The sequence below is a fragment of the Ilumatobacter coccineus YM16-304 genome (genome assembly GCF_000348785.1).
Classification (GTDB): Bacteria; Actinomycetota; Acidimicrobiia; order Acidimicrobiales; family Ilumatobacteraceae; genus Ilumatobacter_A; species Ilumatobacter_A coccineus.
This window is the reverse complement of the sequence record NC_020520.1, coordinates 1,759,043-1,783,384: the sequence shown is the minus strand read 5'-3', so window position 1 is coordinate 1,783,384 and position 24,342 is coordinate 1,759,043. Positions and strand designations below refer to the sequence as shown.

19 protein-coding genes are annotated in these 24,342 nt (G+C 67.6%); 12 read left to right on the top strand and 7 right to left on the bottom strand.

Annotated features, from left to right (window positions below):
* The first annotated feature begins 75 nt into the window (after window positions 1–75).
* The 4 genes from YM304_RS07955 (at window position 76) to YM304_RS07940 (ending at window position 5,391) form a co-directional block, all read left to right on the top strand.
* Window positions 76–1,332 (top strand): MFS transporter, encoded by a 1,257-nt coding sequence (locus YM304_RS07955; RefSeq protein WP_015441147.1) that lies wholly within the window; start codon window positions 76–78, stop codon window positions 1,330–1,332.
* 64 nt (window positions 1,333–1,396) lie between these two features.
* Entirely contained in the window at window positions 1,397–1,918 is a 522-nt protein-coding gene (locus YM304_RS07950; protein WP_015441146.1) for a DinB family protein, read from the top strand.
* 53 nt (window positions 1,919–1,971) lie between these two features.
* Window positions 1,972–3,738, top strand: coding sequence for a proline--tRNA ligase (locus tag YM304_RS07945; RefSeq protein ID WP_041299287.1), 1,767 nt, complete (start codon window positions 1,972–1,974; stop codon window positions 3,736–3,738).
* Window positions 3,739–3,822: 84 nt separating this feature from the next.
* Window positions 3,823–5,391, top strand: coding sequence for an AMP-binding protein (locus YM304_RS07940; RefSeq protein ID WP_015441144.1), 1,569 nt, complete (start codon window positions 3,823–3,825; stop codon window positions 5,389–5,391).
* Window positions 5,392–5,451: 60 nt separating this feature from the next.
* Here YM304_RS07940 and YM304_RS07935 read toward each other — a convergent pair whose 3' ends face one another.
* On the bottom strand, window positions 5,452–6,300 hold the full coding sequence (locus YM304_RS07935; RefSeq protein ID WP_015441143.1) for a MaoC/PaaZ C-terminal domain-containing protein: 849 nt from the start codon (window positions 6,298–6,300) through the stop codon (window positions 5,452–5,454).
* A gap of 64 nt (window positions 6,301–6,364) precedes the next feature.
* On the bottom strand, window positions 6,365–7,294 hold the full coding sequence (locus tag YM304_RS07930; RefSeq protein ID WP_015441142.1) for an SDR family oxidoreductase: 930 nt from the start codon (window positions 7,292–7,294) through the stop codon (window positions 6,365–6,367).
* Window positions 7,295–7,318: 24 nt separating this feature from the next.
* Here YM304_RS07930 and YM304_RS22210 point away from each other — a divergent pair, with 24 nt between their 5' ends.
* Together YM304_RS22210 and YM304_RS07920 are read left to right on the top strand one after the other, a co-directional pair.
* Window positions 7,319–8,143, top strand: coding sequence for an N-acetylmuramoyl-L-alanine amidase (locus YM304_RS22210; protein WP_015441141.1), 825 nt, complete (start codon window positions 7,319–7,321; stop codon window positions 8,141–8,143).
* Window positions 8,144–8,222: 79 nt separating this feature from the next.
* A complete protein-coding gene (locus YM304_RS07920; RefSeq protein ID WP_015441140.1) occupies window positions 8,223–9,461 on the top strand; it encodes an NAD(P)/FAD-dependent oxidoreductase in 1,239 nt (412 codons plus the stop codon).
* Between the two features lie 42 nt (window positions 9,462–9,503).
* Here YM304_RS07920 and YM304_RS07915 read toward each other — a convergent pair whose 3' ends face one another.
* The gene (locus YM304_RS07915) at window positions 9,504–9,863 is read right to left on the bottom strand and encodes a hypothetical protein (RefSeq protein WP_015441139.1); all 360 of its coding nucleotides are present in this window, start codon (window positions 9,861–9,863) and stop codon (window positions 9,504–9,506) included.
* Window positions 9,864–9,989: 126 nt separating this feature from the next.
* Between YM304_RS07915 and YM304_RS07910 the strand changes: the two genes are divergently transcribed.
* Genes YM304_RS07910 through YM304_RS07900 form a run of 3 tightly spaced genes read left to right on the top strand, consistent with a single transcriptional unit; the run spans window position 9,990 to window position 13,018 of the window.
* Window positions 9,990–11,042, top strand: a complete 1,053-nt coding sequence (locus tag YM304_RS07910; RefSeq protein ID WP_154723363.1) for an AAA family ATPase — start codon at window positions 9,990–9,992, stop codon at window positions 11,040–11,042.
* 4 nt (window positions 11,043–11,046) lie between these two features.
* Window positions 11,047–12,021 (top strand): DUF58 domain-containing protein, encoded by a 975-nt coding sequence (locus YM304_RS07905; protein WP_015441137.1) that lies wholly within the window; start codon window positions 11,047–11,049, stop codon window positions 12,019–12,021.
* A gap of 7 nt (window positions 12,022–12,028) precedes the next feature.
* Window positions 12,029–13,018 carry a VWA domain-containing protein gene (locus YM304_RS07900; protein WP_015441136.1) on the top strand — a complete coding sequence of 330 codons (990 nt, stop codon included), beginning with the start codon at window positions 12,029–12,031 and terminating at the stop codon, window positions 13,016–13,018.
* Between the two features lie 86 nt (window positions 13,019–13,104).
* Here YM304_RS07900 and YM304_RS07895 read toward each other — a convergent pair whose 3' ends face one another.
* On the bottom strand, window positions 13,105–14,148 hold the full coding sequence (locus YM304_RS07895) for an LLM class F420-dependent oxidoreductase (RefSeq protein ID WP_015441135.1): 1,044 nt from the start codon (window positions 14,146–14,148) through the stop codon (window positions 13,105–13,107).
* Between the two features lie 113 nt (window positions 14,149–14,261).
* Between YM304_RS07895 and YM304_RS07890 the strand changes: the two genes are divergently transcribed.
* Entirely contained in the window at window positions 14,262–16,457 is a 2,196-nt protein-coding gene (locus tag YM304_RS07890) for an alpha-L-fucosidase (RefSeq protein ID WP_041298116.1), read from the top strand.
* 58 nt (window positions 16,458–16,515) lie between these two features.
* A complete protein-coding gene (locus tag YM304_RS07885) occupies window positions 16,516–18,741 on the top strand; it encodes a diguanylate cyclase domain-containing protein (RefSeq protein WP_015441133.1) in 2,226 nt (741 codons plus the stop codon).
* A 12-nt stretch (window positions 18,742–18,753) separates the two neighbouring features.
* On the opposite strand, the gene typA is transcribed toward YM304_RS07885, so the two are convergent.
* Together typA and YM304_RS07875 are read right to left on the bottom strand one after the other, a co-directional pair.
* On the bottom strand, window positions 18,754–20,643 hold the full coding sequence (gene typA, locus YM304_RS07880; RefSeq protein ID WP_015441132.1) for a translational GTPase TypA: 1,890 nt from the start codon (window positions 20,641–20,643) through the stop codon (window positions 18,754–18,756).
* Between the two features lie 146 nt (window positions 20,644–20,789).
* Window positions 20,790–22,382: a long-chain-fatty-acid--CoA ligase gene (locus YM304_RS07875; protein ID WP_015441131.1), complete on the bottom strand. Its 1,593-nt coding sequence runs from the start codon at window positions 22,380–22,382 to the stop codon at window positions 20,790–20,792.
* A gap of 135 nt (window positions 22,383–22,517) precedes the next feature.
* Here YM304_RS07875 and YM304_RS07870 point away from each other — a divergent pair, with 135 nt between their 5' ends.
* Window positions 22,518–23,351, top strand: coding sequence for a hypothetical protein (locus tag YM304_RS07870; RefSeq protein ID WP_154723362.1), 834 nt, complete (start codon window positions 22,518–22,520; stop codon window positions 23,349–23,351).
* Between the two features lie 7 nt (window positions 23,352–23,358).
* Here the strand turns inward: YM304_RS07870 and YM304_RS07865 are convergent, their stop codons facing one another.
* Window positions 23,359–24,339: a TIGR03621 family F420-dependent LLM class oxidoreductase gene (locus YM304_RS07865; protein WP_015441129.1), complete on the bottom strand. Its 981-nt coding sequence runs from the start codon at window positions 24,337–24,339 to the stop codon at window positions 23,359–23,361.
* Between the last annotated feature and the right edge of the window lie 3 nt (window positions 24,340–24,342).

Sequence of the window (24,342 nt, the reverse complement as noted above, 5' to 3'; positions counted from 1 at the left end):
AACCAATTTGCGGAATCCGATGATAGCAGCGGAAACGGGCCGTCGGGAGGGGATCTTCCGGGTACCGTCCGAGCGGTGCAACGGGCTCTCGAGGCGGCGTTCCCGTCTCGGATGGGCCGCGACTACCGGTGGCTCGTCGGATCGCAGTGGATCTCGAACCTCGGTGACGGTGTCTCGCTGGCAGCGGGGCCGCTGCTCGTCGCGTCGCAGACGCGCAATCCGCAGCTGATCGCACTCGCCACCGCCCTGCAGTGGATCCCGTTTCTCGCGTTCGGGCTCTACGCCGGCGTGCTCGCCGACCGCGTCGACCGCAAGCGGCTCATCGTCGTGGCCAACCTCGCGCGGGGCGCCGTCGTGGCCGCGCTCGCCGCCACGGTCGCGTTCGACGCCGTCAGCGTGTGGGTGGTGCTGGTCGCACTGTTCCTGGCCGGCGTCGCCGAAGCGTTCGTCGACAGCACCTCGAACACGTTGCTCCCGATGGTGGTCGATCACGCCGACATCGGCACCGGGAACTCGCGGCTCATCTTCGGTCAGATCACGATCAACCGTCTCGTCGGGCCGCCGCTCGGGGCGTTGCTGTTCACGGTCGGCGCCGCCTGGCCCTTCGCCGCCAGCACGCTGCTGTTCGTTTTCGGCAGTGTGCTCACGCTCCGGATCGCCACGTCGATGGTGCCGACCGACGATGCCGTCGACGGCATCGACCCGGACGCGCCCGGTGTTCGGTTTCGGGTTCGCACCGACATCGTCGAAGGTGTCCGGTGGCTGTGGAACCACCCGCCGGTGCGCACGCTCACGATCATGGCCGTGTCGTTCAACGTCACCTTCGGCGCCGCGTGGTCGATCCTGGTGCTGTACGCGCTCGAACGGCTGGGGCTGGGGGCCGTCGGTTTCGGATTGTTGACGACGGTCGGAGCGCTCGGCGGGCTCCTCGGCGCCGGCATCTACGGCCGGCTCGAACGCCGCTTCTCGATCGGGCAGATCATGCGTGCGGGCTTGCTCATCGAGACCTTCACCCACCTCGGGCTCGCGCTGTCGACGTCGCCGTGGACTGCGATGCCGATCTTCTTCGCGTTCGGCATGCACGAAGCGATCTGGGGCACGGTGGCGACGTCGGTGCGCCAACGCGCCGTTCCCACCCGGTTCCAAGGTCGCGTCGGCGCCGTCTACATGACCGGCGGGTACGGCGGCCTCGTCGTCGGCGCAGCCATCGGCGGCGTGATCGCCCGTGTGTGGGGCGTGACCGGCCCGTTCTGGTTCGGCCTCGTCGGCTCGGTGCTCATCCTCGTCTGGATCTGGCGTCGCCTCGAACTGATCGCGCACACGACGGCCTAGACACGAACCTCGACGGCACGCAACTCGTCGTCTTGGCGAACGCCGGGTCGCCTACGGTCGCCACATGACTCGCCCGCCCGTTCCCCCGATTCCGTTCGCCGCCGACGAACGGACCACGTTGAACGCGTTCCTCGACCAGTACCGGGCCGCGTTCCTCGATCGCGCCTGGGGCCTCGACTCGACGCAACTCAACATCACGTTGCCACCGTCGTCACTCTCACTCGCCCGGCTCATCGGCCACATGACCGGCGTCGAGAACTGCTGGTTCCTCGAACGCTTCGACGGGCAGCCCGAACCGGCGTACGCCGCCGCACTCGACTGGGAAGCCGACCCCGACGCCGAGATGACGCGAGCCGAAACACTGCCCGTCGACCAACTGCTCGCCGAGTTCGACGAGGCGTGCAACGACGCTCGACGCCGCGCCGCCGCTGCCGACTCGCTCGACCAACTGTCGACGGCCACCAGCCCGAGCGGCGAGCGCTACAGCCTCCGCTGGATCATGGTCCACATGATCGAGGAGTACGCCCGCCACTGCGGCCACGCCGACCTCATCCGCGAATCGATCGACGGCGACACCGCAGGCTGACAACCCTCCGGTCGGCGCGCCCTCTCGGCAGATAGGTTCTCGGCGTGCTCCGCATGTCGAAACTGCTCCTGAAGACCCTGCGCGACAACCCGGCCGACGCCGAGGTTCCGAGCCACCGGCTGCTCGTCCGTGCGGGATACATCCGCCGCGTCGCCCCTGGTGGTTTCGCCTGGCTGCCGCTCGGCTGGGAGGTGTACCGCAACATCGAACGCGTCGTCCGAGAGGAGATGAACGCGGCGGGCGCCCAGGAGGTCCACTTCCCCGCGCTGCTCCCCCGCGAACCGTACGAGCAGACCGGCCGCTGGACCGAGTACGGCGACAACCTCTTCCGGTTGCAGGACCGGCGCGGTGCCGACTTCCTGCTCGCTCCGACGCACGAGGAGATGTTCACCCTGATGGTCAAGGACATCATCGGGTCGTACAAGGATCTGCCGCTGAGCATCTACCAGATCCAGACGAAGTACCGCGACGAGGCCCGGCCGCGCGCCGGCCTGCTGCGCACGCGCGAGTTCGTGATGAAGGACTCGTACAGCTTCGACCTCACCGACGAGGGTCTCGACGAGTCGTACGAGATGCACCGCAACGCGTACATCTCGCTGTTCGAACGCCTCGGACTCCCCTACGTCATCGTGTCGGCCATGTCGGGAGCGATGGGCGGATCGCAGTCGGAGGAGTTCCTGTCGCCCATGGAGGTGGGGGAAGACACCTACATCCGCTGCACCAACTGCGACTACGCGGCCAACGTCGAAGCGGTCACCACTCCGGTGCCCGACGACATCGACCTCGCCGGTCTTCCCGACGCGGTCGTGCACGACACGCCGAAGACGCCGACCATCGAGACGCTCGTCGACTTCGTCAACGCCGATCCGGCGCTGCGCCATTCCGACCGCGACTGGACGGCCGCCGACACGCTCAAGAACCTCGTCGTCAACCTCAAGCACCCCGACGGCACGGTCGAGCCGTTGGCGATCGGCATTCCGGGCAACCGGGATGTCGACATGAAGCGACTCGAGGCCGTGGTCGCCCCGGCCGAGGCCGTGCCGTTCGGCGACGACGATTTCAAGCAGTACCCCGCGCTCGCCAAGGGCTACATCGGACCGGGTGTGCTCGGCCTCGACAACGCCACCGGCATCCGTTACCTGGTCGACCCGCGGGTGGTCACCGGCACCACGTGGATCACCGGCGCCGACGCCTACAACCGTCACGTCATCGGCCTCACCGCCGGCCGCGACTTCACGCCCGACGGCGTGATCGAAGCCGCCGAGATCCTGCCTGGCGACACGTGCCCGGCGTGCTCGTCCGAGGTCGAGATCGCGCGAGGCATCGAGATCGGTCACATCTTCCAGCTCGGCCGCAAGTACGCCGAATCGCTCGACCTGTGGGTGCAGGGCGAAGACGGCAAACCGGCCACGCCCACGATGGGCTCGTACGGCGTCGGCGTCACCCGCTGCCTGGCCGCGGTCGCCGAAGCCACCGTCGACGACATCGGGCTGTGCTGGCCGCGCGAGCTGGCTCCCGCCGACGTCCACCTCATCATGGCGGGCAAGGAAGACGGCCCGCAGCGGCCCGCAGCCGAGCAACTGGCGGCCGAACTCGAAGCCGCCGGACTCCGCGTGCTGTTCGACGACCGCGTCAAGGTCTCGCCGGGGGTGCGGTTCAAAGACGCCGAACTGATCGGCGTGCCGACCATCGCCGTGTGCGGCCGCGGCATCGCCGCCGACGAGCCGACCATCGAGGTCAAGGACCGCAAGTCCGGCGACAGCGCCGACATCGCGCTCGCCGACGCGGTCGCCCACCTCGTCCAGACCTGCACGCCCTGACCCCGCTGCGTCATTCGGTGTCAGACACCGAATGACGCAGCGGTGGCGTCCGGGTGGCTCGGAGCGGGCGATTACGGTCGCGGCATGTACGCAACCCAGTACGCCGCACAGCATCCCGACCGGCCGGCCTTCGTCATGGCGTCGACCGGCGCGACCGTCACCCTCGCCGAGTTCGAAGGGCGGGCCAACCGACTCGCGCACCTGCTCCGGGCTCACGGGTTGCGACGCCTCGACCACTACTCGGTGTTCATGGAGAACAACGACCGGTACCTCGAGTCGTGCGCGGCGGGCGAGCGGTCGGGGCTCTACTACACGTGCGTCAACTCGTACCTGACCGCCGACGAGGTCGCGTACATCGTCGACCACTCCGAATCGCAGGTCGTGATCACCTCGGCAGCGAAACGTGATGTCGTGCTCGACGCACTCCCCCAGTGTCCTCGTGTGTCGCTCGTCCTCGTCGTCGACGGTGGTGAACCCGACACCGATGTCGGCTCGGCTCGCGTCGTCGACTTCGCCACGGCGGTCGCCGAGCACCCGGGCACACCGATCGACGACGAGTTCCTCGGCACCGCGATGCTCTACTCGTCGGGCACGACCGGACGACCGAAGGGGATCATCCGACCGCTCCCCGAGCAGCCACCGAGCGAGCAGATGCCGCTCTTCACGTTCCTCTCCAACCTGTGGCACTACCGCGAAGACATGGTGTACCTGTCGCCCGCTCCGCTGTACCACTCCGCTCCGCAGGCGGCGGTCAACCTCACCCTGCGCGTCGGTGGCACCGTCGTCATCATGGAACGCTTCGACCCGTTGGAGTACCTGCGGCTGATCGAGCAGTACTCGGTGACCCACACGCAGCTCGTGCCGACCATGTTCAGCCGGATGCTGAAGCTGCCCGAGGAGGACCGCCACCGCTACGACTTGTCGTCGCTCGAGATCGCGGTGCACGCGGCGGCGCCGTGCCCGGTGCAGGTGAAGGAGCAGATGATCGAGTGGTGGGGCCCGATCATCCACGAGTACTACGGCGCCACCGAGGGGCTGGGCTTCGCGGCGTGCAATTCCGAGGAGTGGCTCGCGCACAAGGGCACGGTCGGCAAGATCGTGCTCGGCGACCTGTTCATCGCCGACGACGAGATGAACGAACTTCCCCAGGGCGAGCCGGGGACGATCTGGTTCAAGACCGCGACCGAGTTCGAGTACCACAACGACCCCGACAAGACCGACGAGGCGACGTCGAGCGACGGTTCGATGACCACGGTCAACGACGTCGGCTACGTCGACGCCGACGGGTTCCTGTACCTGACCGACCGGGCGACGTTCATGATCATCTCGGGCGGCGTGAACATCTATCCGCAGGAGACCGAGAACCTACTCATCACGCACCCGAAGGTCGCCGACGCGGCGGTCTTCGGCGTCCCCAACGCCGACCTGGGCGAGGAGGTGAAGGCCGTGGTGCAGCCGATGCCGGAGTTCGAGCCGAACGACGACCTCGCCGCCGAACTCACCGAGTTCTGCGCCGAGCACCTCTCACGCCAGAAGGTGCCGCGCTCGATCGACTTCGCCGCCGAACTGCCGCGACTTCCGACCGGCAAGCTCTACAAGCGCAAGCTCCGCGACCCGTACTGGGAGGGCCACGAGAACAAGATCCTCGGCTGACTCACGTTTTTGCCCCTGCGATCCGTCACCCGTGACGGATCGCAGGGGTAAAACGACAGGTCAGGAGTGTTCGAGGAGGCCTTGGTCGATGACGATGCGCTCGGTGTCGCCCTCGCCGGCGCTCGTGGTGAACAGCGTCTTGCCCGGTCCGTCCGACCACATGCGGATGGTGAGCGCTTCGCCGGGGAACACCGGGGAGGCGAAGCGACCTTCGATGTGGCGGAACTTCGACGGGTCGCTGTCGCACACCGTGTGGAGCAACGCGCGACCGGTGAAGCCGTAGGTGCAGAGGCCGTGGAGGATCGGCGTGTCGAACCCGCCCATCGCCGCGAACTTCGGGTCGGTGTGCAACGGGTTGCGGTCACCCGACAGCCGATACACGAACGCCTGATCGCGAGAGGTCTGGTAGCCGACGGTGTGATCGGGAGCCGATTCGGGCGGCACGTTCTTCGGACCCGACGGGCCGCGCTCGCCGCCCCAACCACCTTCGCCGCGGATGAACGCCGACATCGTGGTCGTGTAGAGCGGTTCGCCGTCCATCACCGCGGTGTTGCGAGACTCGACGACGGCCGCCTTGCCCTTGTCGTACATGCCGATGATCTCGCCGCTGATCGTGACGGTCCCCTCGACCGGGATCGGGCGATGCAGCGTGATCGCCTGCTGACCGTGGACGAGCATGGCCGGGTTGAACGTGCCGATCTTGCCCATCGCCGAGCCGCGGCCGTACCCGATGACCACGGGGAACGTCGGGAACACAGCCTGTTCGATGTCGGCCGAGTTCTCGGTCGTGAACGGGAGCTCTTCGTGGCCTGCGCCGATGCCGACCGCGTAGAGCAGCGCATCTTTGGAGGTCCACGAGACCTCGATCGGATCGGAGGTGGCGCCGACGGCATCTGGGTTCAAGGGCATGACCCGACGGTAAGCACGACGCGACGATCGCGGCGAATCGGACGGCGCCGTTCGACGCCCGGCGTCACGAACCGCCGAGCAGGTTCTGCGGCGGGCCTCCGGTCACGCCGTTCATCCCCGTGTTGCCGCGTGCCTCGGCGAGCAGTCCTTCGACTGCGGCACCGAGCAGTGTCGGGTCGTCGATCGGGTCGATCGACGGTCCGCGCACCCACGGTTCGGCCACAGCGAGGAATCGACCCGACGCCTCGAACACGCGGCCGGTCACACCAGCTGCTTCTTCCGAGCACAGCCACGTGACGATCGGTGCGATCCACCTCGGGGCCTGCGCCTCACGGTCTTCGTCGGTCTCGGGTGCCGGGCCCAGACCTTCGGTCATGCGGGTGAGGGCGACGGGAGCGACCGCGTTGACCGTGACGCCGTAGCGCGCCAGTTCGAGCGCGGCGATGTTGGTGAACGACGCGATGCCGGCCTTGGCGGCGCCGTAGTTGGTCTGGCCGATGTTGCCGTAGATGCCCGACACCGACGTCGTGTTGACGATGCGACCCGACACCTCCTTGCCCGCCTTCGACTGCTCACGCCAGTAGGCCGCGGCGTGGCGTGCCGGAGCGAACGTGCCCTTGAGATGCACGTCGATGACGGCATCCCATTCTTCTTCACTCATGTTCGCCAGCATGCGGTCGCGCAGGATGCCGGCGTTGTTGACCAGACCATCGAGGCGTCCCCATGTGTCGATCGCCTGATCGACCATGCGCTTGGCGCCCTCCCAGTCGGAGACGCTTTCACCGTTCGCCACCGCTTCGCCACCCATCTCGGTGATCTCGGCGACGACCTGACCGGCCGGCGACAAGTCGCCACCCGAACCGTCGACCGCTCCACCGAGGTCGTTCACGACCACCTTCGCGCCGTGGCGAGCGAGGCTGAGCGCGTGCTCGCGCCCGATCCCTCGACCCGCTCCGGTCACGATGACGACACGCCCTTCACACAATCCAGTCATGGGCCCGACCGTAGGCTGTGAGCGATGGGTGGATCGAAGTCGACGCGACGGCAGATGCTCGCCGGGGCCGCCGCGACCGCTGCGGCGATCTGCTGCGGCGACCACGTGACCGACGCCCTCGCGCTCGACACCGACGACCGATCTCCGACCACCGCCACGCCGAGCCGAGCACGCCCGGCCGCCGCAGCGCTCACCGTGGCCGACGGGCTCAGCATCCATCGGCGCGACGAGTGGGGTGCCGACCTCCCGCCGACGGCCCACATCCCGCCGGAGGAGGTGAAGTTCCTCCTCGTGCACCACAGCGCATCCAGCTTCAACACGTCCGATCCGCGCTCGGTCATCCGCAGCATCTACGCGTTTCACACCGGCCCGGAGAAGCGCTGGCAGGACGTCGCCTACAACTTCTTCGTCGCTCCCGACGGCTCGGTCTGGGAGGGGCGAGCCGGATCGCTCGACGGTCCGGTCGAGGCGAGCGCCACCGGTGGCAACCAGGGCTACTCCCAGCTGGTCTGCCTGCTCGGCAACCATGTGGCCGAGCCACCGACCGCTGCCGCGCAGGACAGTCTCGTACGCACGCTCGCGTGGCTCGCCGGGCGCTACGACCTCGGGACGTTCCGCGACGCCTCGACGACGTTCGTGTCACGCGGCTCCGACAAGTTCCCGGCGGGAGCGACGATCACCACACCGGTCATCTCGCCGCACCGAGCCGTCACCTACACCGCGTGCCCCGGCGACGCCGCCGTCGCGCTGCTCCCGGAGTGGCGACGTCGGGTTCACCAGACGCTGGCAACGACCTGGGAGCGCGACGGCATGCAGCCTGCTCGACGCGTCCAGCTCCAGGCTCCCTGACGAAATCACCTCGCCGACCGTCGAGCGCTCGCACCAAACCCTTCCGCACCCGTCGATCCAGCTCCTATCCTGCCGGGCAATGACGAACCAGTTGACCGCCGACGTCACCATCGTCGGCGCAGGTCCGGCCGGGACCGCCGCAGCGATCGAACTCGCACGAGCCGGTCGATCGGTGATCGTCATCGACAAGGCGAGCTTCCCGCGCGACAAGTGCTGCGGCGACGGGCTCACCACGCTGGCGCTCCGAGAACTCGAACACCTCGACTTCCGGCCCGACACCGTCGACGACTGGTTCGACGTGTCCGGCGTCGCGCTGCGCTCGCCCTCGGGCCGCCAGGTCGAGATCCCGCTCCCCGACGCCGGCAAGTACGCCGCCGTCGCGCCGCGGCTCCAACTCGACAACGCCCTCGTGGAGTTGGCCCGCGTCGCCGGTGCGACGGTGCTCGACGGCGTCGGCTACACCGGCATCGCCGTCGACGACGCAACCGTCACCATCGAGGCCGACGACCACACCATCACGAGCCGCTACGTCATCGCCGCCGACGGCATGTGGAGCCCGATCCGCAAGTCGCTCGCGCTCAACGAGCCCGGCTACCTCGGTGAATGGCACGGGTTCCGGCAGTACGCGTCGAACGTCACCGGGCCCGCCGCACAGCAACTGTTCGTGTGGTTCGAGCCCGACCTGCTGCCCGGTTACGCGTGGTCGTTCCCGCTGCCTGGCAACCGCGCCAACATCGGGTTCGGCGTACTGCGCGACGGCGAACGGACGGGCAAGGAGATCAAAGCGATCTGGCCCGATCTACTCGAGCGGCCGCACATCGTCGAGGCGCTCGGCGCAGGTTTCGAGATGGAGCAACGGCACACCGCGTGGCCGATCCCGGCGCGTGTCGATCAACTCCCGCTCACCGGCGACCGGGTGTTCTTCGTCGGCGACGCTGCTGCTGCGACCGACGTGATGACGGGCGAAGGCATCGGCCAGGCACTCCTCACCGGACGCCTCGCCGCCGAAGCGATCATCGCCGCCGGGGCGCTCCAACCTCGCGAAGCAGCGGACCTGTACGAGCGCGAGGTGAAGCATCACCTGCTGGCCGACCACAAGATGTCGCTGGCGCTGGGCTCGGTGCTCGCCAAACCGTGGGGTGCTCGCGGAGCGCTGCGCGTGGTGGCCAACAGCGGCAACTGGGGCAAGCGAAACTTCGCCCGCTGGATGTTCGAAGACGAGCCGCGCGCCCTCGTGCTCACCCCGAGCCGCTGGCACCGCAAGTTCCTCGACCGCCCCGGCGCCTACCTCACCCGATCCGCATCATCCGGTGTCTGACACCCGATGACGCACCGGTCAAGCGGTGTCGGTCAAATGGTGTCAGACACCGGATGACGGGGGTTGGTCGTCGGGGAGGATCGATTCGACGCTGACGTCGCCGACGTCGATGCGCATGCCGTCCTTGTCGATGTCGCCGGGCTCGTCGGGCGATTCCGACACGGCGACGATCTCGTCGCGCTTGGGACCTTCGTAGATCTCGCTGATCGCGAGCATCGCCCCAGCCATGGCTGCGCCTGCGGCGCCGCCCTTGCGCCGGCCCGCCTCGATCGATGACGCTCGTCGCTCCGCAGCGGCTTCCTCGGCGGTGACGGCTTCCTTGGCGGTGATCGTTTCCTCGGCGGTGATGACGTCGACGCCGGGATCGTCGAACTCGCCTGGGTCGCTCACCTCGCTCGTCACACGCACCAGGCTATGAGCCGGCGGTCACGCCACTCGGAAACAGGTGGAGAACATCGTGGCGAACCGCTCGCGCACACGCCGGTCGACGGCACATCGCGCCTGGCAACCACTATCTTCGACCGTGGCATGACGGACAACAATTTCACTCCGACACCGGCGGCACCGGCGACTCCCATGGACGACCGGGCGACCGCGGAGACGTTCGAGAAGATCTTCTTCGAACTCCGCAAGGTCATCGTCGGACAGACCCGACTGCTCGAGCGACTCCTCGTCGGCGTGCTCTGCCGAGGGCACTGCCTGCTCGAATCGGTACCGGGTCTGGCCAAGACGCTGGCGGCCGAGACGCTCGCGAACGTCGTCGGCGGGTCGTTCGCTCGCATCCAGTTCACGCCCGACCTGTTGCCGTCCGACATCGTCGGCACCCGCATCTACCGCGGCTCGACCGAGACCTTCGACGTCGAGTTCGGCCCGGTCTTCGTCAACTTCCTCCTCACCGACGAGATCAACCGTGCTCCGGCCAAGGTCCAGTCGGCGCTGCTCGAAGTGATGGCGGAGCAGCAGGTCACGATCGGCGGCGTGACCCATCCCGTCCCGACACCGTTCTTCGTCGTCGCGACGCAGAACCCGATCGAGTCGGAAGGCGTCTACAACCTGCCCGACGCGCAGCGTGACCGCTTCATGATGAAGATCACGCTCGACCATCCCACCGCCGACGAGGAGATGGCGATCCTCGATCGCATGGGCGTCACCACCGATGCTCCGTCGCCGCAGCAGGTGATCACCCTCGACGAACTCCTCGAACTCCAGGCGCGTGCCGATCGGGTGTTCGTCGACCGCTCGGTGAGCCAGTACGCGGTCGACCTCGTCCAGTGCACGCGGCACCCCGACCGTTTCAATCTCGGCGACCTCGGCGAGATCATCGGCCTCGGAGCGAGTCCCCGCGCCACGATCAATCTGATCCGCGGCGCACGAGCACTCGCCATGCTGCGAGGCCGCACGTACGCCACTCCGCAGGACGTGTTCGACCTCGCACCCGAGATCATGCGGCACCGCCTGCTGCTCACCTACGACGCGCTGGCTCGTGACATCACCGCCGACCAGGTGGTGCAGCGCATCCTCGCGAGCGTGCCGGCGAACTGGGTGTCGCCGAAGCCGAACGACGCGTTCGAGCGGAGCTGACGCGGTGGTCGATTCACCGCCGACAACCGCTCCGACGACTCCCCCGCCTGCTCCGATCCACGCGTGGGTCAGCGGACCGACGCCCGACGCCACCGCCGAGATGCTGCGTTCGATGGAGCTCATGATCAACCGCCGACTCGACGGCGTGCTGCACGGCAACTACCAGGGACTCACCCCGGGCCACGGCTCCGAGCCGGGCGAGTCACGCCCGTACCAGCCTGGCGACGACGTCCGCCGGATCGACTGGAACGTCACCGCTCGCACCAACGAGACGTACGTGCGCGAACAGATCGCCGACCGCGATCTCCTCGCCTGGGTCGTGATCGACGTGTCGGCGACGATGCGGTTCGGCACCACCGAGAACGACAAGGCGCAGACGGCGATGGCCGCTGCCGCAACGGTCGGATTCCTGACCGCCCGCAACCAGAACCGTCTCGGAGCGGTGCTCGTCGCCGGGCCGAACATTCGAGTGATGCAGCCGCGTGCCGGCAAGAACCAGGTGCGGGCCATCCTGTCGTCGCTGGCCTCGGCGCCGTCGGCCGAAGGCGCCGGCCGGGCCGATCTCGCCGGAGCGCTCGAACGGGTCGGTGCGATCGCCAAGCGCCGCGGGTTCGTCGCGGTGATCTCCGACTTCACCGGCGACGACTGGCAGGGCCCGCTCGGTCGGCTCGGCTTGCGCCACGACCTGCTCGCCATCAGCGTGCACGATCCGCGCGAGATGGACGTCCCGCCCATCGGGCTGGTCGAACTCGTCGACCCGGCGACCGGACTCAGCCGCGAGATCCGCGTCACCAAGAAGGTGCAGGATCGCTATCGCGAGGCCGCCGCCACCGAACGACACCGTCGAAACGATGCACTCGGGCGGTCGGGCGCCGAGTTGATCGAGATCTCGACGGCCGACGACTGGCTCGGTTCGATCATCGAGCACGTTCAGAATCGTCGGGTCCAAGCCGTTCGCGGCGGAGTGTTGAAACGGTGACCGCACGATGATCCCCGGAGACTTCCTCGCCGGCGGCCGCCTCTGGCTCCTGCTCGTCGTCGCGCTCCTGGCTGCTGCGTACGTCGCGTCACTGCGCTGGCGACGGGCTGCACAGGTTCGGTTCACCCAGGTCGATCTGCTCGACAAGGTCGCCCCCAAGCGGCCCCGGTGGCGGCGACACCTCATCGCCGCCGTCCAACTGCTCGGCCTCGCCGCTGCCGTGGTGGCCATCGCCCGCCCCGTCGATCGCTCGACCGAACGCACCAACAGCGACGGCCGAATCCTGGTGCTGTTCGACGTGTCGCTGTCGATGGAAGCCGAAGACGTCGACCCGAACCGGCTCGAGGCGGCGAAGATCGCCGCGCAGAACTTCATCGACGAGGTCGACGACGACGTCGAGGTCGGCCTCATCTCGTTTGCCGGCGTGGTGACCATCGAGGTCAACCCGACGCTCGACCGGAGCATCGTCACCCGCCACATCGACGATCTCGAACTCGACCTGTCGACGGCGATCGGCGACGCGCTGTCGGCCGGGACCAACCTGTTGCTCAACGCCGTCGAAGACGACGAGAACCGCGACCCCGACCTCGCACCCGGCGTGATCGTGTTGCTCACCGACGGCGAGACCACCGTCGGCCGCAGCACCCCCGAGGGAGCCCAGCTGGCCGCCGACGGCGGCATCCCCGTGTTCACCATCGCGTTCGGCACCGACAGCGGTTCGATCATCGACCCGGTGTCGGGCGAGCGGGTCGAGGTGCCGGTGCGACCAGCCGAACTCGAGCTCGTCGCCGAACTCACCGGTGGCGAGTCGTTCGAAGCACAGACCGGCAACGAACTCGCCGACGCGTACGACGAGATCCGCGAATCGCTCGGCGACACGCTCGGCGAGGAGATCGAGATCGTGAAGGAACTGACCTGGCGCTATGCGCTGGCCTCGTTCCTCCTCCTCGTGATCGCCTACGCGATGAGCCTGTGGTGGCTCCGAGGCATGGTCTGAGAGGCATCGTCTGACCGAACCTGGTTATTTCCATCCGGGATGGAAATAACCAGGCTGAATCAGGTTGGTGTTCGAGCTGGCTCGACTCAGAGCATCGACTTGAGTTGCTCGATGGTGCTCACCGGGTCGGCACCGACGGCGTTGACGCTGAGGTGCGTGACACCGGCTTCCTTGTAGGCCGCCAGACGTTCCTTCACGAAACCGGCCGGACCGACCAGGTTGGTGTTCGACAGCATCTCAGCCGGAACCAGCGACGCCGCCTTCTCCTTCTCACCAGCGAGGTAGTTGTCTTGGATGGCGATCGCTTCGTCGACGTAGCCGTACTTCTGCATGATCGTGTTGTAGAAGTTCTTGTCGCGGGCGCCCATGCCACCGACGTACAGCGCCGTGCTCGGACGAGCGAAGTCGAGGATCGCGTTGGCCTTGTCGCCGACGAGGTCGTCGCCGATGGCCACCATGCCGCCAGCCGAGATCTGCAGCTTGCCGAGTTCGGGATCACGCTCGGCGTTGCCGGCCTTGATCTCGTCGCCCCACACGTCGTGGTACTTCTCGGGGTCGAAGAAGATCGGCAGCCAGCCGTCGGCGTGCTGCGCCGTCGCCTTGACCGACAGCCCCATCAGGCTGGCCCAGAAGATCGGGACGTTGTCGCGGACCGGGTGGTTGATGATCTTGAGCGGCTTGCCCATGCCCGTGCCCTGGCCTTCGGGCAGCGGCACCTGCACGGTCGGGCCGTCGTACACGACCTTCTCACGCTTGAGCGTCATCCGGCACACGTTGATGTAGTCACGGATGCGCGGCATCGGCTTCTCGTACGGCACGCCGTGGAAGCCTTCGATGACCTGCGGGCCGGATGCGCCGAGGCCGAGGATGAACCGTCCGTTCGACACGAAGTCGAGACCGGCAGCGGTCTGCGCCATGCACGTCGCCGTGCGAGAGAACACGTTCATGATCGCCGAGCCGATCTCGATCGTGTCGGTCTTCGCCGCGAGGTACCCCATCTGCGACACGGCGTCGAAGCTGTAGGCCTCCGGCACCCACACGACGTCGAGGCCGGCCTTCTCCAGTTCCACGACCTTCGCGACGTCGGCATGGAAGTCGCCGGAGTAGTTGATCATCATCGAGAGCTTCATAGGGGTCTGACGTTAATCACACCGGGGCACTCCGACATCAATCGAGGCAGGACTTCGTCGTCGGGATCTGGGAAGCAGCGCGACTCGTCGAGGTGCGCGAGACTGTCTCTCCGATGGGCATGCCCGACTGGTGGAACACGAAACGGCTCGGGATGCTCGTCCACACCACGGCGGCGGCCGTTCCCGCGTGGGCACCGATCGGCCAGGACCCGGCGTGGTACCGCGCCCACCTCGGCGACGAACTCGACGACGTCGTGTTGCACCCGCAGCCGATGGTGGAGGTGCTCGCCCATCACCGCGACCGTTGGGGTCACATCGAGCACTACGACGACTTCGTTCCGCTGCTCACCTTCGAGCGCTTCGACGCCGAGCACTGGGCACGCCTCGCCCGCGACACCGGTGCCGGGTACTCGATGATCGTCGCCAAACACCACGACGGTTGGTCGTGGTGGGATGCACCGAACTCCTCGCGTCGGATGACCGAGCACGGGCCGGCACGCAACGTGCTCGCCGAGTTCGCCGCCGCCTGCGAACGAAACGACCTCACGTTCGGCACGTCGTACTCGCTCCTCGACTGGGGTGACCAGCGGTATCCGAGCGACGACTACGTGACCGACGTCCTCCATCGCGATGTGCTCGACCTCGTCGACCGGTACGGCAGCAGCCGACTGCGCGGCGACGGACACTGGGGCCACGACGCCGGGCACTGGCGAACCGCCGACCTGCTGCGAGCGGTTCGGGCGATCAACCCGTCGGTCATCGTCGACGACCGCTGGAGAGCGTCGAAGGCCGACGTTCCCGACGGCGGACCCGAACTGGTTCGCACGTTCGACAACGACTGTCCCGACGACATCACACCCGGCCCGTGGGAACTCACACGCACCATCGGCCTCGGTCTCGGCCACAACCGCAACGAACGCCGCCAACACCACCTGAGCGGTCTCGACATCGTCTCGCTCTACACCGAGGTCGTGGCCAAGGGCGGCAACCTGGTGCTGGCCGTCGGCCCCACCGCAGATGGCACGGTTCCCGGGCTGCAGACCGCTCCGATGCGAGACGCCGGCACGTGGATTCGCCGATACGACCACGTGCTCGCGACGTCGGCACCGTGGGCGACGTGGGGCGACGCCACCACACGGCTCGTGGCGGGCCCGACGCCGGGCACCGTGTACGCCGTCGACCTCGCCGGTGCCGGGCGGTTCGCCACGATCGACGCGGGGGCGCATCGCATCACCGCTGCACACCGTTTGGGCGGCCTCGATGGTGGCGGCGACGTCGACGTGCGGTTCGAGCAGCGCCACGACGGGCTCCGCATCACCGAACCGCCGTTGCATCCGTCCGAACGGTTCGACGACGACGCGATCGGCGTCGCCGTGTATCGACTCTCGATCGAACCGGCCGACCGTCCGATCGAACTGTTCACTCCTGCCGAGGCGGCGCCGATCGAGTTGGCCCCGCTCCTCGCCGGTGCCCGACCCGGCGACATCGTGCAACTCGGTGAAGGCGAATACCTCGGCCCGGCGGTCGTGCCGAGCGGCGTGGTGATGCGCGGCCTCGGCAGCAATCGCACGATCATCCGAGCGACGCGACACGGCATCGTCGCGCCGGCACCGGCGCTCACCGTCGAACGGTCGGCCCGCATCGAGCACCTCGCCGTGGTCAGCGACGCCTCCGGCGCCCGATCCGAACCGGTCGCACCCGTGCTCGTCGAGGTCACCGGCACGTTCGCCACCATCCTCGGGTGCAGCGTCGGCGGCCACGTCGTGGTCACCGGTGACGACGTGATGCTGCGGGCGGTCACCGGCCGCGGTGTGGTCGCTCACAACGCCGACCGCCTCTCGGTCTCGCGATGCGCCTTCACCGGCAACGGGTGGGACGTCGGCGTCGAACTCGTCGGTGGCGGAGGCCAGACGATCGAATCGACTCGATTCGGCGGTCATCTCTGCGCCGTCCGCGCCACCGAATCGACCGGCACCGTGATCCGCGGCAACACGATGACGGCACGCTGGTGGGGCGTGCACCTCGACCGGACCGAAGACGCACACGTCCACGCCAACCACCTCCGATCGACCATGCGTGCCGTCGACGTCGACGGCGGCGTCGGCGCGGTGATCGACGGCAACGCGGCACTCGGCGGCGACTCCGGCTGCCTCGTCCAGGCCGGTGCCGCACGGTGCCACGTCGGCGGCAACCACTGGGAGGACTGCCGCGTCGGGCTCGTCGTGTGGGACTCACCCGACCTGACGCATCACGACAACATCGGCGTCGACCTCCACCAGACCGACGGCGCCGTCGTCGACGGCCCGTAGTGACTCAAGGCGTGACTCTTTTCTGTCGATAGGAGGGGGTGACGTCGAGGCGAACATCGTGAACACCCCCATCAGAGAGCGGATGTCGAAGACGACGCTCGACGTGCTGACGCCGCTGATCGACTGCGCCACCGAGCGTGCCGGCTGGATCCAGTGCGTCGAGATCGCTCACGACCTGCTCGACGTCGACATCGTGGTGGCGATCGAGTTCACCCAGCACGAACGGGCCGTCGTGCGCGCCGGCATCGGTTTCGAGGTGCTCACACCAGGGCTCGTGATCCCGATCGCCCCCGACTCCCAGGCTGCGTACGCCCACCGCCAGGGTGGCATCTGCGTCTCGGGTGATCTCCCCACCGAAACTCGCTTCACGCCCAGCGGCTTCCTCGTGCGCGAAGGCATCCGGAGTTCGGTGTCGATCACGGTCGACCTCCCCGACGACCAGGTCGCGATGATCGGCGTGCACTCGCGTCGACTCGACCACTTCGACGACGCCGACGTCGACGCGCTCCGGTCGCTCATCGCCGTGTTCGGCTCCGCGCTCGCCCGCCTGCGTCGCAGTGACGAGCTGGCGCTCTCGGCGATCTACGACCCGCTGACTCGGCTGATGAATCGGGCGACGATCATGCGTCACCTCGACGAATCGCTCGAGTCCGGGTCACCCGTGGCCGTACTGCTCATCGACCTCGATGGCTTCAAGACGGTCAACGACCTGTACGGCCACGGTGCCGGCGATCAGGCGTTGAAGACGATCGCGAAACGGTTCGAGCGGTGCATGGGCGCTCGCGGCAAGCTCGGGCGCATCGGTGGCGACGAGTTCCTCGCAATCGTTCACGACAGCGACGGCGAGACCCTCGCCGGCCAGCTCATCGGACATGCCGAGGAGCTCATGGCGGTTCAGGACTCGACGGTGCAACTCTCCGCGTCGATCGGCGTCGCACGGCGCCGGGTCGGTGACGACGCCACCGGTCTCCTCGAACGGGCCGACCGACTCATGTACACCGCTAAGTCGCACGGGCGCGGCCAAGCACACAACGATGTCATCGTCGACCCGAGGCCCGTGTCACTCGCTCCGGCGCGTCGCAGCGACGACCCCGTTCCCACGCTCGACGACGTCGAGGAGGCCATCGCCGGTCTCACCATCGTGGTGCAGCCGGTCGTCGATGCTCGCACCAAGCGCGTCCGCGCCGTCGAGGCCCTCACCCGCGGGCCTGACGGCCACCTGCTCGAGTCGCCCGACCGCCTCTTCGCTGCGGCGACGACCTTCTCCCGACTCGGCGACCTCGAACTCGCATCGAAACGACTCGCGTTCGACCTCGAACTCGACCCGGGCGTCGACCTGTACCTCAACGTCGAACCGATGCTCCCGGCAAGCGAGTCGTGGATGGCCCAGCTGCGTCAGGCCTGGCACGCCAGCGATCAACGCGCTTCGATCACGGTCGAGATCGCCGAACGCTCCGTGTTGCAGTCACCCGGTCGGCTGCTCGCCGCAGTCGACGCCTGTCGCTCGCTCGGCTGGAAGATCGCGCTCGACGACGTCGGGGGCCGCTCGGAGAACCTTGCAGCACTGCGCTGGATCGATCCCGACGTCGTCAAGATCGACATGGGTCTCGTCGGCAACGACAATCCGGCTCACGCTGCCCACGTCGTCGCGTCGGTCTCGGCGTTCCGGTCGGCCGACCGCCGACGCGACGTCACGATCATCGCGGAAGGCGTCGAGACCATCGAGCACACACGTGCCGCCGACGTGCTCGGTGCCGACCTGCTCCAGGGACATCTCTTCGCCAGACCCACATCGCCCGATCGACTCGACATCGACGCCGTCGAGCAGTGGGGAGCGACGCTCCCTCAGCCGCAGCGAGTCGACGGCGACCGGACGGCGACCAAGGACGAACTCGTCCGGTTGAGCCGCCAAGTCGAAGCCTCAGCACAATCGTCGGACTGCGTCCTGCTCGCGAGCGTGCAACACCGCGACCACGTCACCGAACGGACGCGACGCCAGTACGAAGGCATTGCACGTCGCTGCGGGTTCGTCGGCATGATCGGGCACCGCCTCTCCGAGCTCGACGACGTCCAACTCCGAGGCGTGCGGCTCGCCGACATCGACGCGCACGACCCGATGGCCCGCTCGTGGCAGGTGATCGCCCTCTCGCCAGACGGGTCGATCGGACTGTTGGCGACCGAACTCGACACCGACGATGGCGATGATCGCCGCTTCAGCTACGAGATCATCACGAGGCCGAGCGAGGTCGAGGCGGCTGCCCGCAACCTGCTCCGCCACTTCTGAGCGCAGCGCTTCTCAGTCGTCGGCGTGCGCGGCCTTCTTGGCAGCGCGGTTGCGGATTGTCGCGTCGAGTTCGACCTTGCGGATGCGAACGTTCGACGGGGTCACCTCGACGCACTCGTCGATGCTGATGAACTCGAGCGCACCTTCGAGGGAGAGCAGCTTCGGCGGCGTGACGTTGACCGTCTGGTCGGACGACGACGCACGAACGTTGGTCTGCTTCTTCTCCTTGCAGATGTTGACGTCCATGTCGCCCGAGCGCGAGTTCTCGCCGACGATCATGCCGCTGTAGACCTCTTGACCGGCCGTCACCATGAGGGTCGAGCGCTCCTGCAGGTTGATCATCGAGTAGTTGGTGACCGGCCCGGTGCGGTCGGCGACGAGCACACCCTGGGCGCGTGCCCGGATCTCGCCGGCCCACGGCTCGTAGCCCTCGGAGGTGTGCGACAGCACGCCGGTGCCGCGGGTCTCGGTCATGAACTCGGTGCGGAAACCGATGAGCCCGCGAGCCGGGACGAGATAATCGAGACGCTTCCAGCCGGTGCCGGTCATGTTCTGCATGCGGCCCTTGCGGGTGGCGAGGAGTTGCGTGACCGCGCCCATGTACTCGTCGGGAACGTCGATGGTCACCCGCTCGACCGGCTCGTGGACCTTGCCGTCGATCTTCTTCGTCAGCACGACGGGCTTGCCGATCGTGAGCTCGAAGCCCTCCCGACGCATCTGTTCGACGAGGATCGCCAGCTGGAGTTCGCCACGGCCCTGGACTTCCCAGGCGTCGGGACGCTCGGTCGGCAGCACGCGCATCGACACGTTGCCGACGAGTTCCTGATCGAGCCGAGCCTTGACGAGACGAGCCGTGAGCTTCTTGCCTTCACGCCCCGCGAGCGGCGACGTGTTGATGCCGATCGTCATCGACAGCGCGGGCTCGTCGACCTCGATGATCGGCAGAGCCACCGGGTTCTCGGGGTCGGCCAGCGTCTCCCCGATGAAGATGTCTTCGATACCGGCCACGGCGACGAGGTCGCCCTGGCGCGCGGAGTCGACCGGCACACGGGTGAGGTGCTCGGTGAGGAACAGCTCGGCGACCTTGGCGCGGCTGACGGTGCCGTCACGCTTGCACCAGGCGACCGACGAGCCCTTGGTGATGACGCCTTCCATGATGCGCAGCAGCGCGAGGCGGCCGAGGTACGGCGATGCGTCGAGGTTGGTGACCCACGCCTGCAACGGCGCACCCTCGTGGTACGTCGGAGCCGGGATGGAATCGAGCAGCACTTCGCCGAGCGTGGTGAGGTCTTTGCCGGTGACCGTGCCGGCGACGATCGCCTTGGCTTCGTCGAGGTCTTGTGTCGACCAGCCGTCACGGCCCGAGCAGTAGACGATCGGGAACTCGATGTGGTGATCTTCGGCGCCGAGATCGAAGAACAGTTCGTAGACCTCGTCGACGACCTCTTCGACGCGTGCGTCGGGGCGGTCGATCTTGTTGACCGCGAGGATCACCGGGAGGTGGCGAGCGAGGGCCTTGCGCAGCACGAAACGGGTCTGCGGCAGCGGACCTTCGGCCGCGTCGACCAACAGCACGATGCCGTCGACCATGGTGAGCGCACGCTCGACCTCGCCGCCGAAGTCGGCGTGACCCGGCGTGTCGACGATGTTGAGCGTGACGTCGGTGTCGGTGCGCTTGTCACGCCACACGAGCGACGTGTTCTTGGCGAGGATGGTGATGCCCTTCTCGCGTTCGAGGTCACCGGAGTCCATGACCCGCTCGGCCACTTCTTCGTTGGCACGAAAAGCGCCCGACTGATGGAGCATCGAGTCGACCAGCGTCGTCTTGCCATGGTCGACGTGCGCGACGATCGCGAGGTTGCGAAGATCGTCTCGCTTGCAGAGGGTGTCCGATTGAGTCACGCGACGACGCTATCGGAGCAGTGCATCCGATCGACCGCGCCGCTCGTCACGTTATGACGTGCCGGTCCTCACCGCAAACTCACTGCGCCCGCACCAACCTGGTTATTCGCATCCCGGATGGAAATAACCAGGTTGCGGGCTGAACCTCAGCCGACTCGGCGGGACTTTCCTTCCCAGAACGGCTCGCGGAGGTCCTTCTTGAGGATCTTGCCGGTCGGATTGCGTGGGAGCGCATCGAGCCAGTCGACGCTCGTCGGACACTTGAACGTGGCCAACTGCGTCTTCGCGAACGCGATGATGTCGGCAGCGGTCTCGTCGTCGGCCGAGGCGCCGTCGGCGACCACCACCATCGCCTTGGCCGTCTCGCCCCACTTCTCGTGCGGTACGCCGATGACCGCGACGTCGGCGACCGCGTCGTGCTTCATCAACACGTTCTCGACCTCGGCCGGGTACACATTCTCGCCGCCCGACACGATCATGTCCTTCACGCGGTCGTGGATGTAGAGGTAGCCGTCGGCGTCGAGGTAACCGGCGTCACCCGATTTGAACCAGCCGTCGTCGGTCAGCGCCTTCGCCGTCTCGTCGGGCATCCGCCAGTAGCCCACCATGTTCTGCTGCGAGCGGATCCAGATCTCCCCCACCTCGTTCGGCGCGAGCGCCTCACCGTCGTCGCCGACGATGCGCAGTTCGACCCCGGGTCCGGCAACTCCGCACGAGCGGAGTCGGTGACGGTTCGGTCCACTCGGATCGTGATCGTCGGGCGGCAGGTTGACGACGGCCCCGGTGGTCTCGGTGAGCCCGTACGCCTGCCAGAACTTGCACGGCTTGAACATCTCGACGCACTTGGCGAGCACGTCCTCGCTGATCGGGGACGCTCCGTAGACGAACACCTGGAGGCTCGAGTAGTCGGCGTCCTCGACGCCCGGCACCATGAGCATGAACTGCAGGACCGCGGGCACGAGGAACGCGTGTGTGATCCGGTGCCGCTCGATCATCTCGATCAGCGCGACCGGATCGAGTTCGCGGAAGATCACCGTGGTGCAACCCTGGTACATGCCGGCCGTCGCCCAGCCACCACCACCGATGTGGAAGAGCGGCATGGCTGCCAGGTTGATCGAGTCGCCGTCGAGCTCCCAGATCTCCTTCACCATCGGGAGCAGGCTGAAGAAGTTGTGGTTGCTCAGCATCACGCCCTTCGGCCGACCGGTCGTGCCCGATGAATAGAGCTGGAACGCGATGTCTCCGTCGTCGGCGACGACGCCGGGATCGTCGGCTGGGTAGCGGTCGACCCACGCGTCGTACGACTCGGCGACGGCATGTTCGCCACCGATCACCACGAACTTGGCGACCTTCGGGAGTTCGGCGGCGATCTCGTCGAGCATCGGCACGAAGTCGGGACCGACCACGAGCACCTTGGCGTCGGCGTCGTCGACGATGAATCGCACCTCCGGTGCGGCGAGACGCCAGTTGACGTCGACACACACCGCGTTGAGCATGGCCGCACCGAAGAACACCTCGAAGTGCTCGATGCCGTTCTTGTCGAGAAACGCCACACGATCCTCGGCGCCGACTCCCGCGTCGGCCAGCGCTTGCGCCATCTGGGCAGAGCGTTCGAGCAGCGCACTCCACGACAGCTGGCGGTCGCCTTCGATCAGTGCGATGTGGTCGGGGCGTTCGACGCCGTGGACCCGCACGATCCCGGCGACATTGGTGATGGATGGAGCACTCGTCGTCGACATCGGAGTGACCATAGTCACTCCGGCGAAATCAGACCTCTCGCGGTGGCGAGAAATCGCCGATACACCGACATGGAGACCATGACCAGCCTCGAGGGATCCCCGTCCGCCGACCGCCGCGAACCTACGCTCGGACGCATGTCGGACCTGCTCGCAACCGATTCCCACGTCGACGCCCCCGTCGAGTTCCCGACCGCTGACGCGCCCGGACCCGACGCCCCGAACGGCGAGACACCCGTGGCGCACAGCGCGCCGCCGGCGTTCCCGCCGCCCGACCCGTCCGCCGAAGCGGCGGCCCGCCGTCGCACCACTGGGCTGCTCACCCTGCTCGCACTCGCCGGCCTGGCCGTCGGCGTGATCATGACGATCCTCTGGCTCGGCACCAAGGGCGACGTCGACGAGGCGGCGACAGAGCGAGATCTCGCCGTCGCCGAACGCGATGCGGCGGTCGAGTCGCTCGACGCGGTGCAGACCGATCTCGCCGGCACCTCCGACACACTCGCGACCACCGAAGACGAACTGCAGGAGACGCTCGACGCGCTCCGAGCCGCCGAGGGCCGGATCGACGAGGCCCCGTCCGCGACCGACGCCGAGATCGCCCGACTCGAAGCTCAGCTCAGCGAACTCGAAGCCGCTGCCACGTCGGCGGCGAGCGAGAACCTTCGCCTGAAGGAAGAACTCGACGCGCTCGCCGTCGACCCGGCCCCGGCCACGCCGGCCGAGTTCGACGCCGCCGCGACCCCGGGCTTCGCTCGGTGGGTCGGCGAGCTGCTCTCGTCGTCGAGCGGTTCGAGCCGGCTCGGCCAAGAGGCCAGCACCTGCTTCGGCACCGAGATCATCGGGCTCATCGGCGTCGACGCGATCGGGGCCGGCCAGAACAACGCCTCGTCGGGCGCCGATCGTCAGATCGTGATCGACGCGATGATCACCGCTGCCGGCACCTGCGGCATCGATCAGAGCCTCATCTTCTGAGTCGCTGTCAGGTTCCGGCGAGGCGCTCGACCACCGGGGCGAACGCTTCCATGGCCGAGTCGCCGACCGTGATGTAGCTGATGCCGTACCGCTCGCGCCGCTCGATCAGCCGCTCGGCGATCTGATCGAGTGTGCCGATCAGGCAGTTGGGGTGCTCGATGATCGCCGACGGTTCGAGGCCGAACATCTTGCCGAACTGCTCTGCGGTCGCCGCGCCCGATGCTTCGTCGGGCGTGACGACGGTGAAGTAGCCGGCGATCTCGATCTCGGGCAGTTCGCGGCCGACCGACTCGGCGCCCTCGCGCACCCACCGCACCTTCTCGTCGATCTTCTCGGCGGTCGACGACTGGACACCCTGCGGCCCGATCTTGCCCGACGAGTTGTCGAAGTTGAGGCTGACGATGTCGGCCTCTCGCCCGGCGATGCCGAGCACACGCGGTGCACCGCCGCCGATCATGATCGGGATGGCCGACTCGGGCTTCGGCGAGGCGGTGAAGCCGTGCAACGAGACGTGCTCGCCGTCGATGTCGACCGGCTCACCCGACAGCAGCACCTTGGCCGCCTTGACGTACTCCTCCAGCCGTGACACACGCACGCCGGCCCGGTCCATCGGGATGCCGAGTGCGTCGTACTCACCCGCGAGCCAGCCGGCACCCAGACCGAACTCGACGCGGCCGCCGCTCAACCAGTCGAGCGTGGCGGCTTCCTTGACCAGGACCGCGAGCGGCCGGTAGTCGATGCAGAAGACGCGGGCACCGATCTTGAGCGTCGAGGTGGCCTCGGCGGCGGCCACCATCATCGGCAGCGCGGCGAACTGCTGATGGGGGTGCGACGTGGCGTCGAGCGCGGGTCCGGCTCCGAGGTAGTGGTCGGCGAGGTGCAGTGCCGAGTAGCCGAGCTCCTCGATCTTGCGGGCTTGATCCCGCCACCCCTGAGGCGACTCTGCGCTGTAGGACTGGACGGCGAAACGGAAGGGGCGCTGGCTCATTCC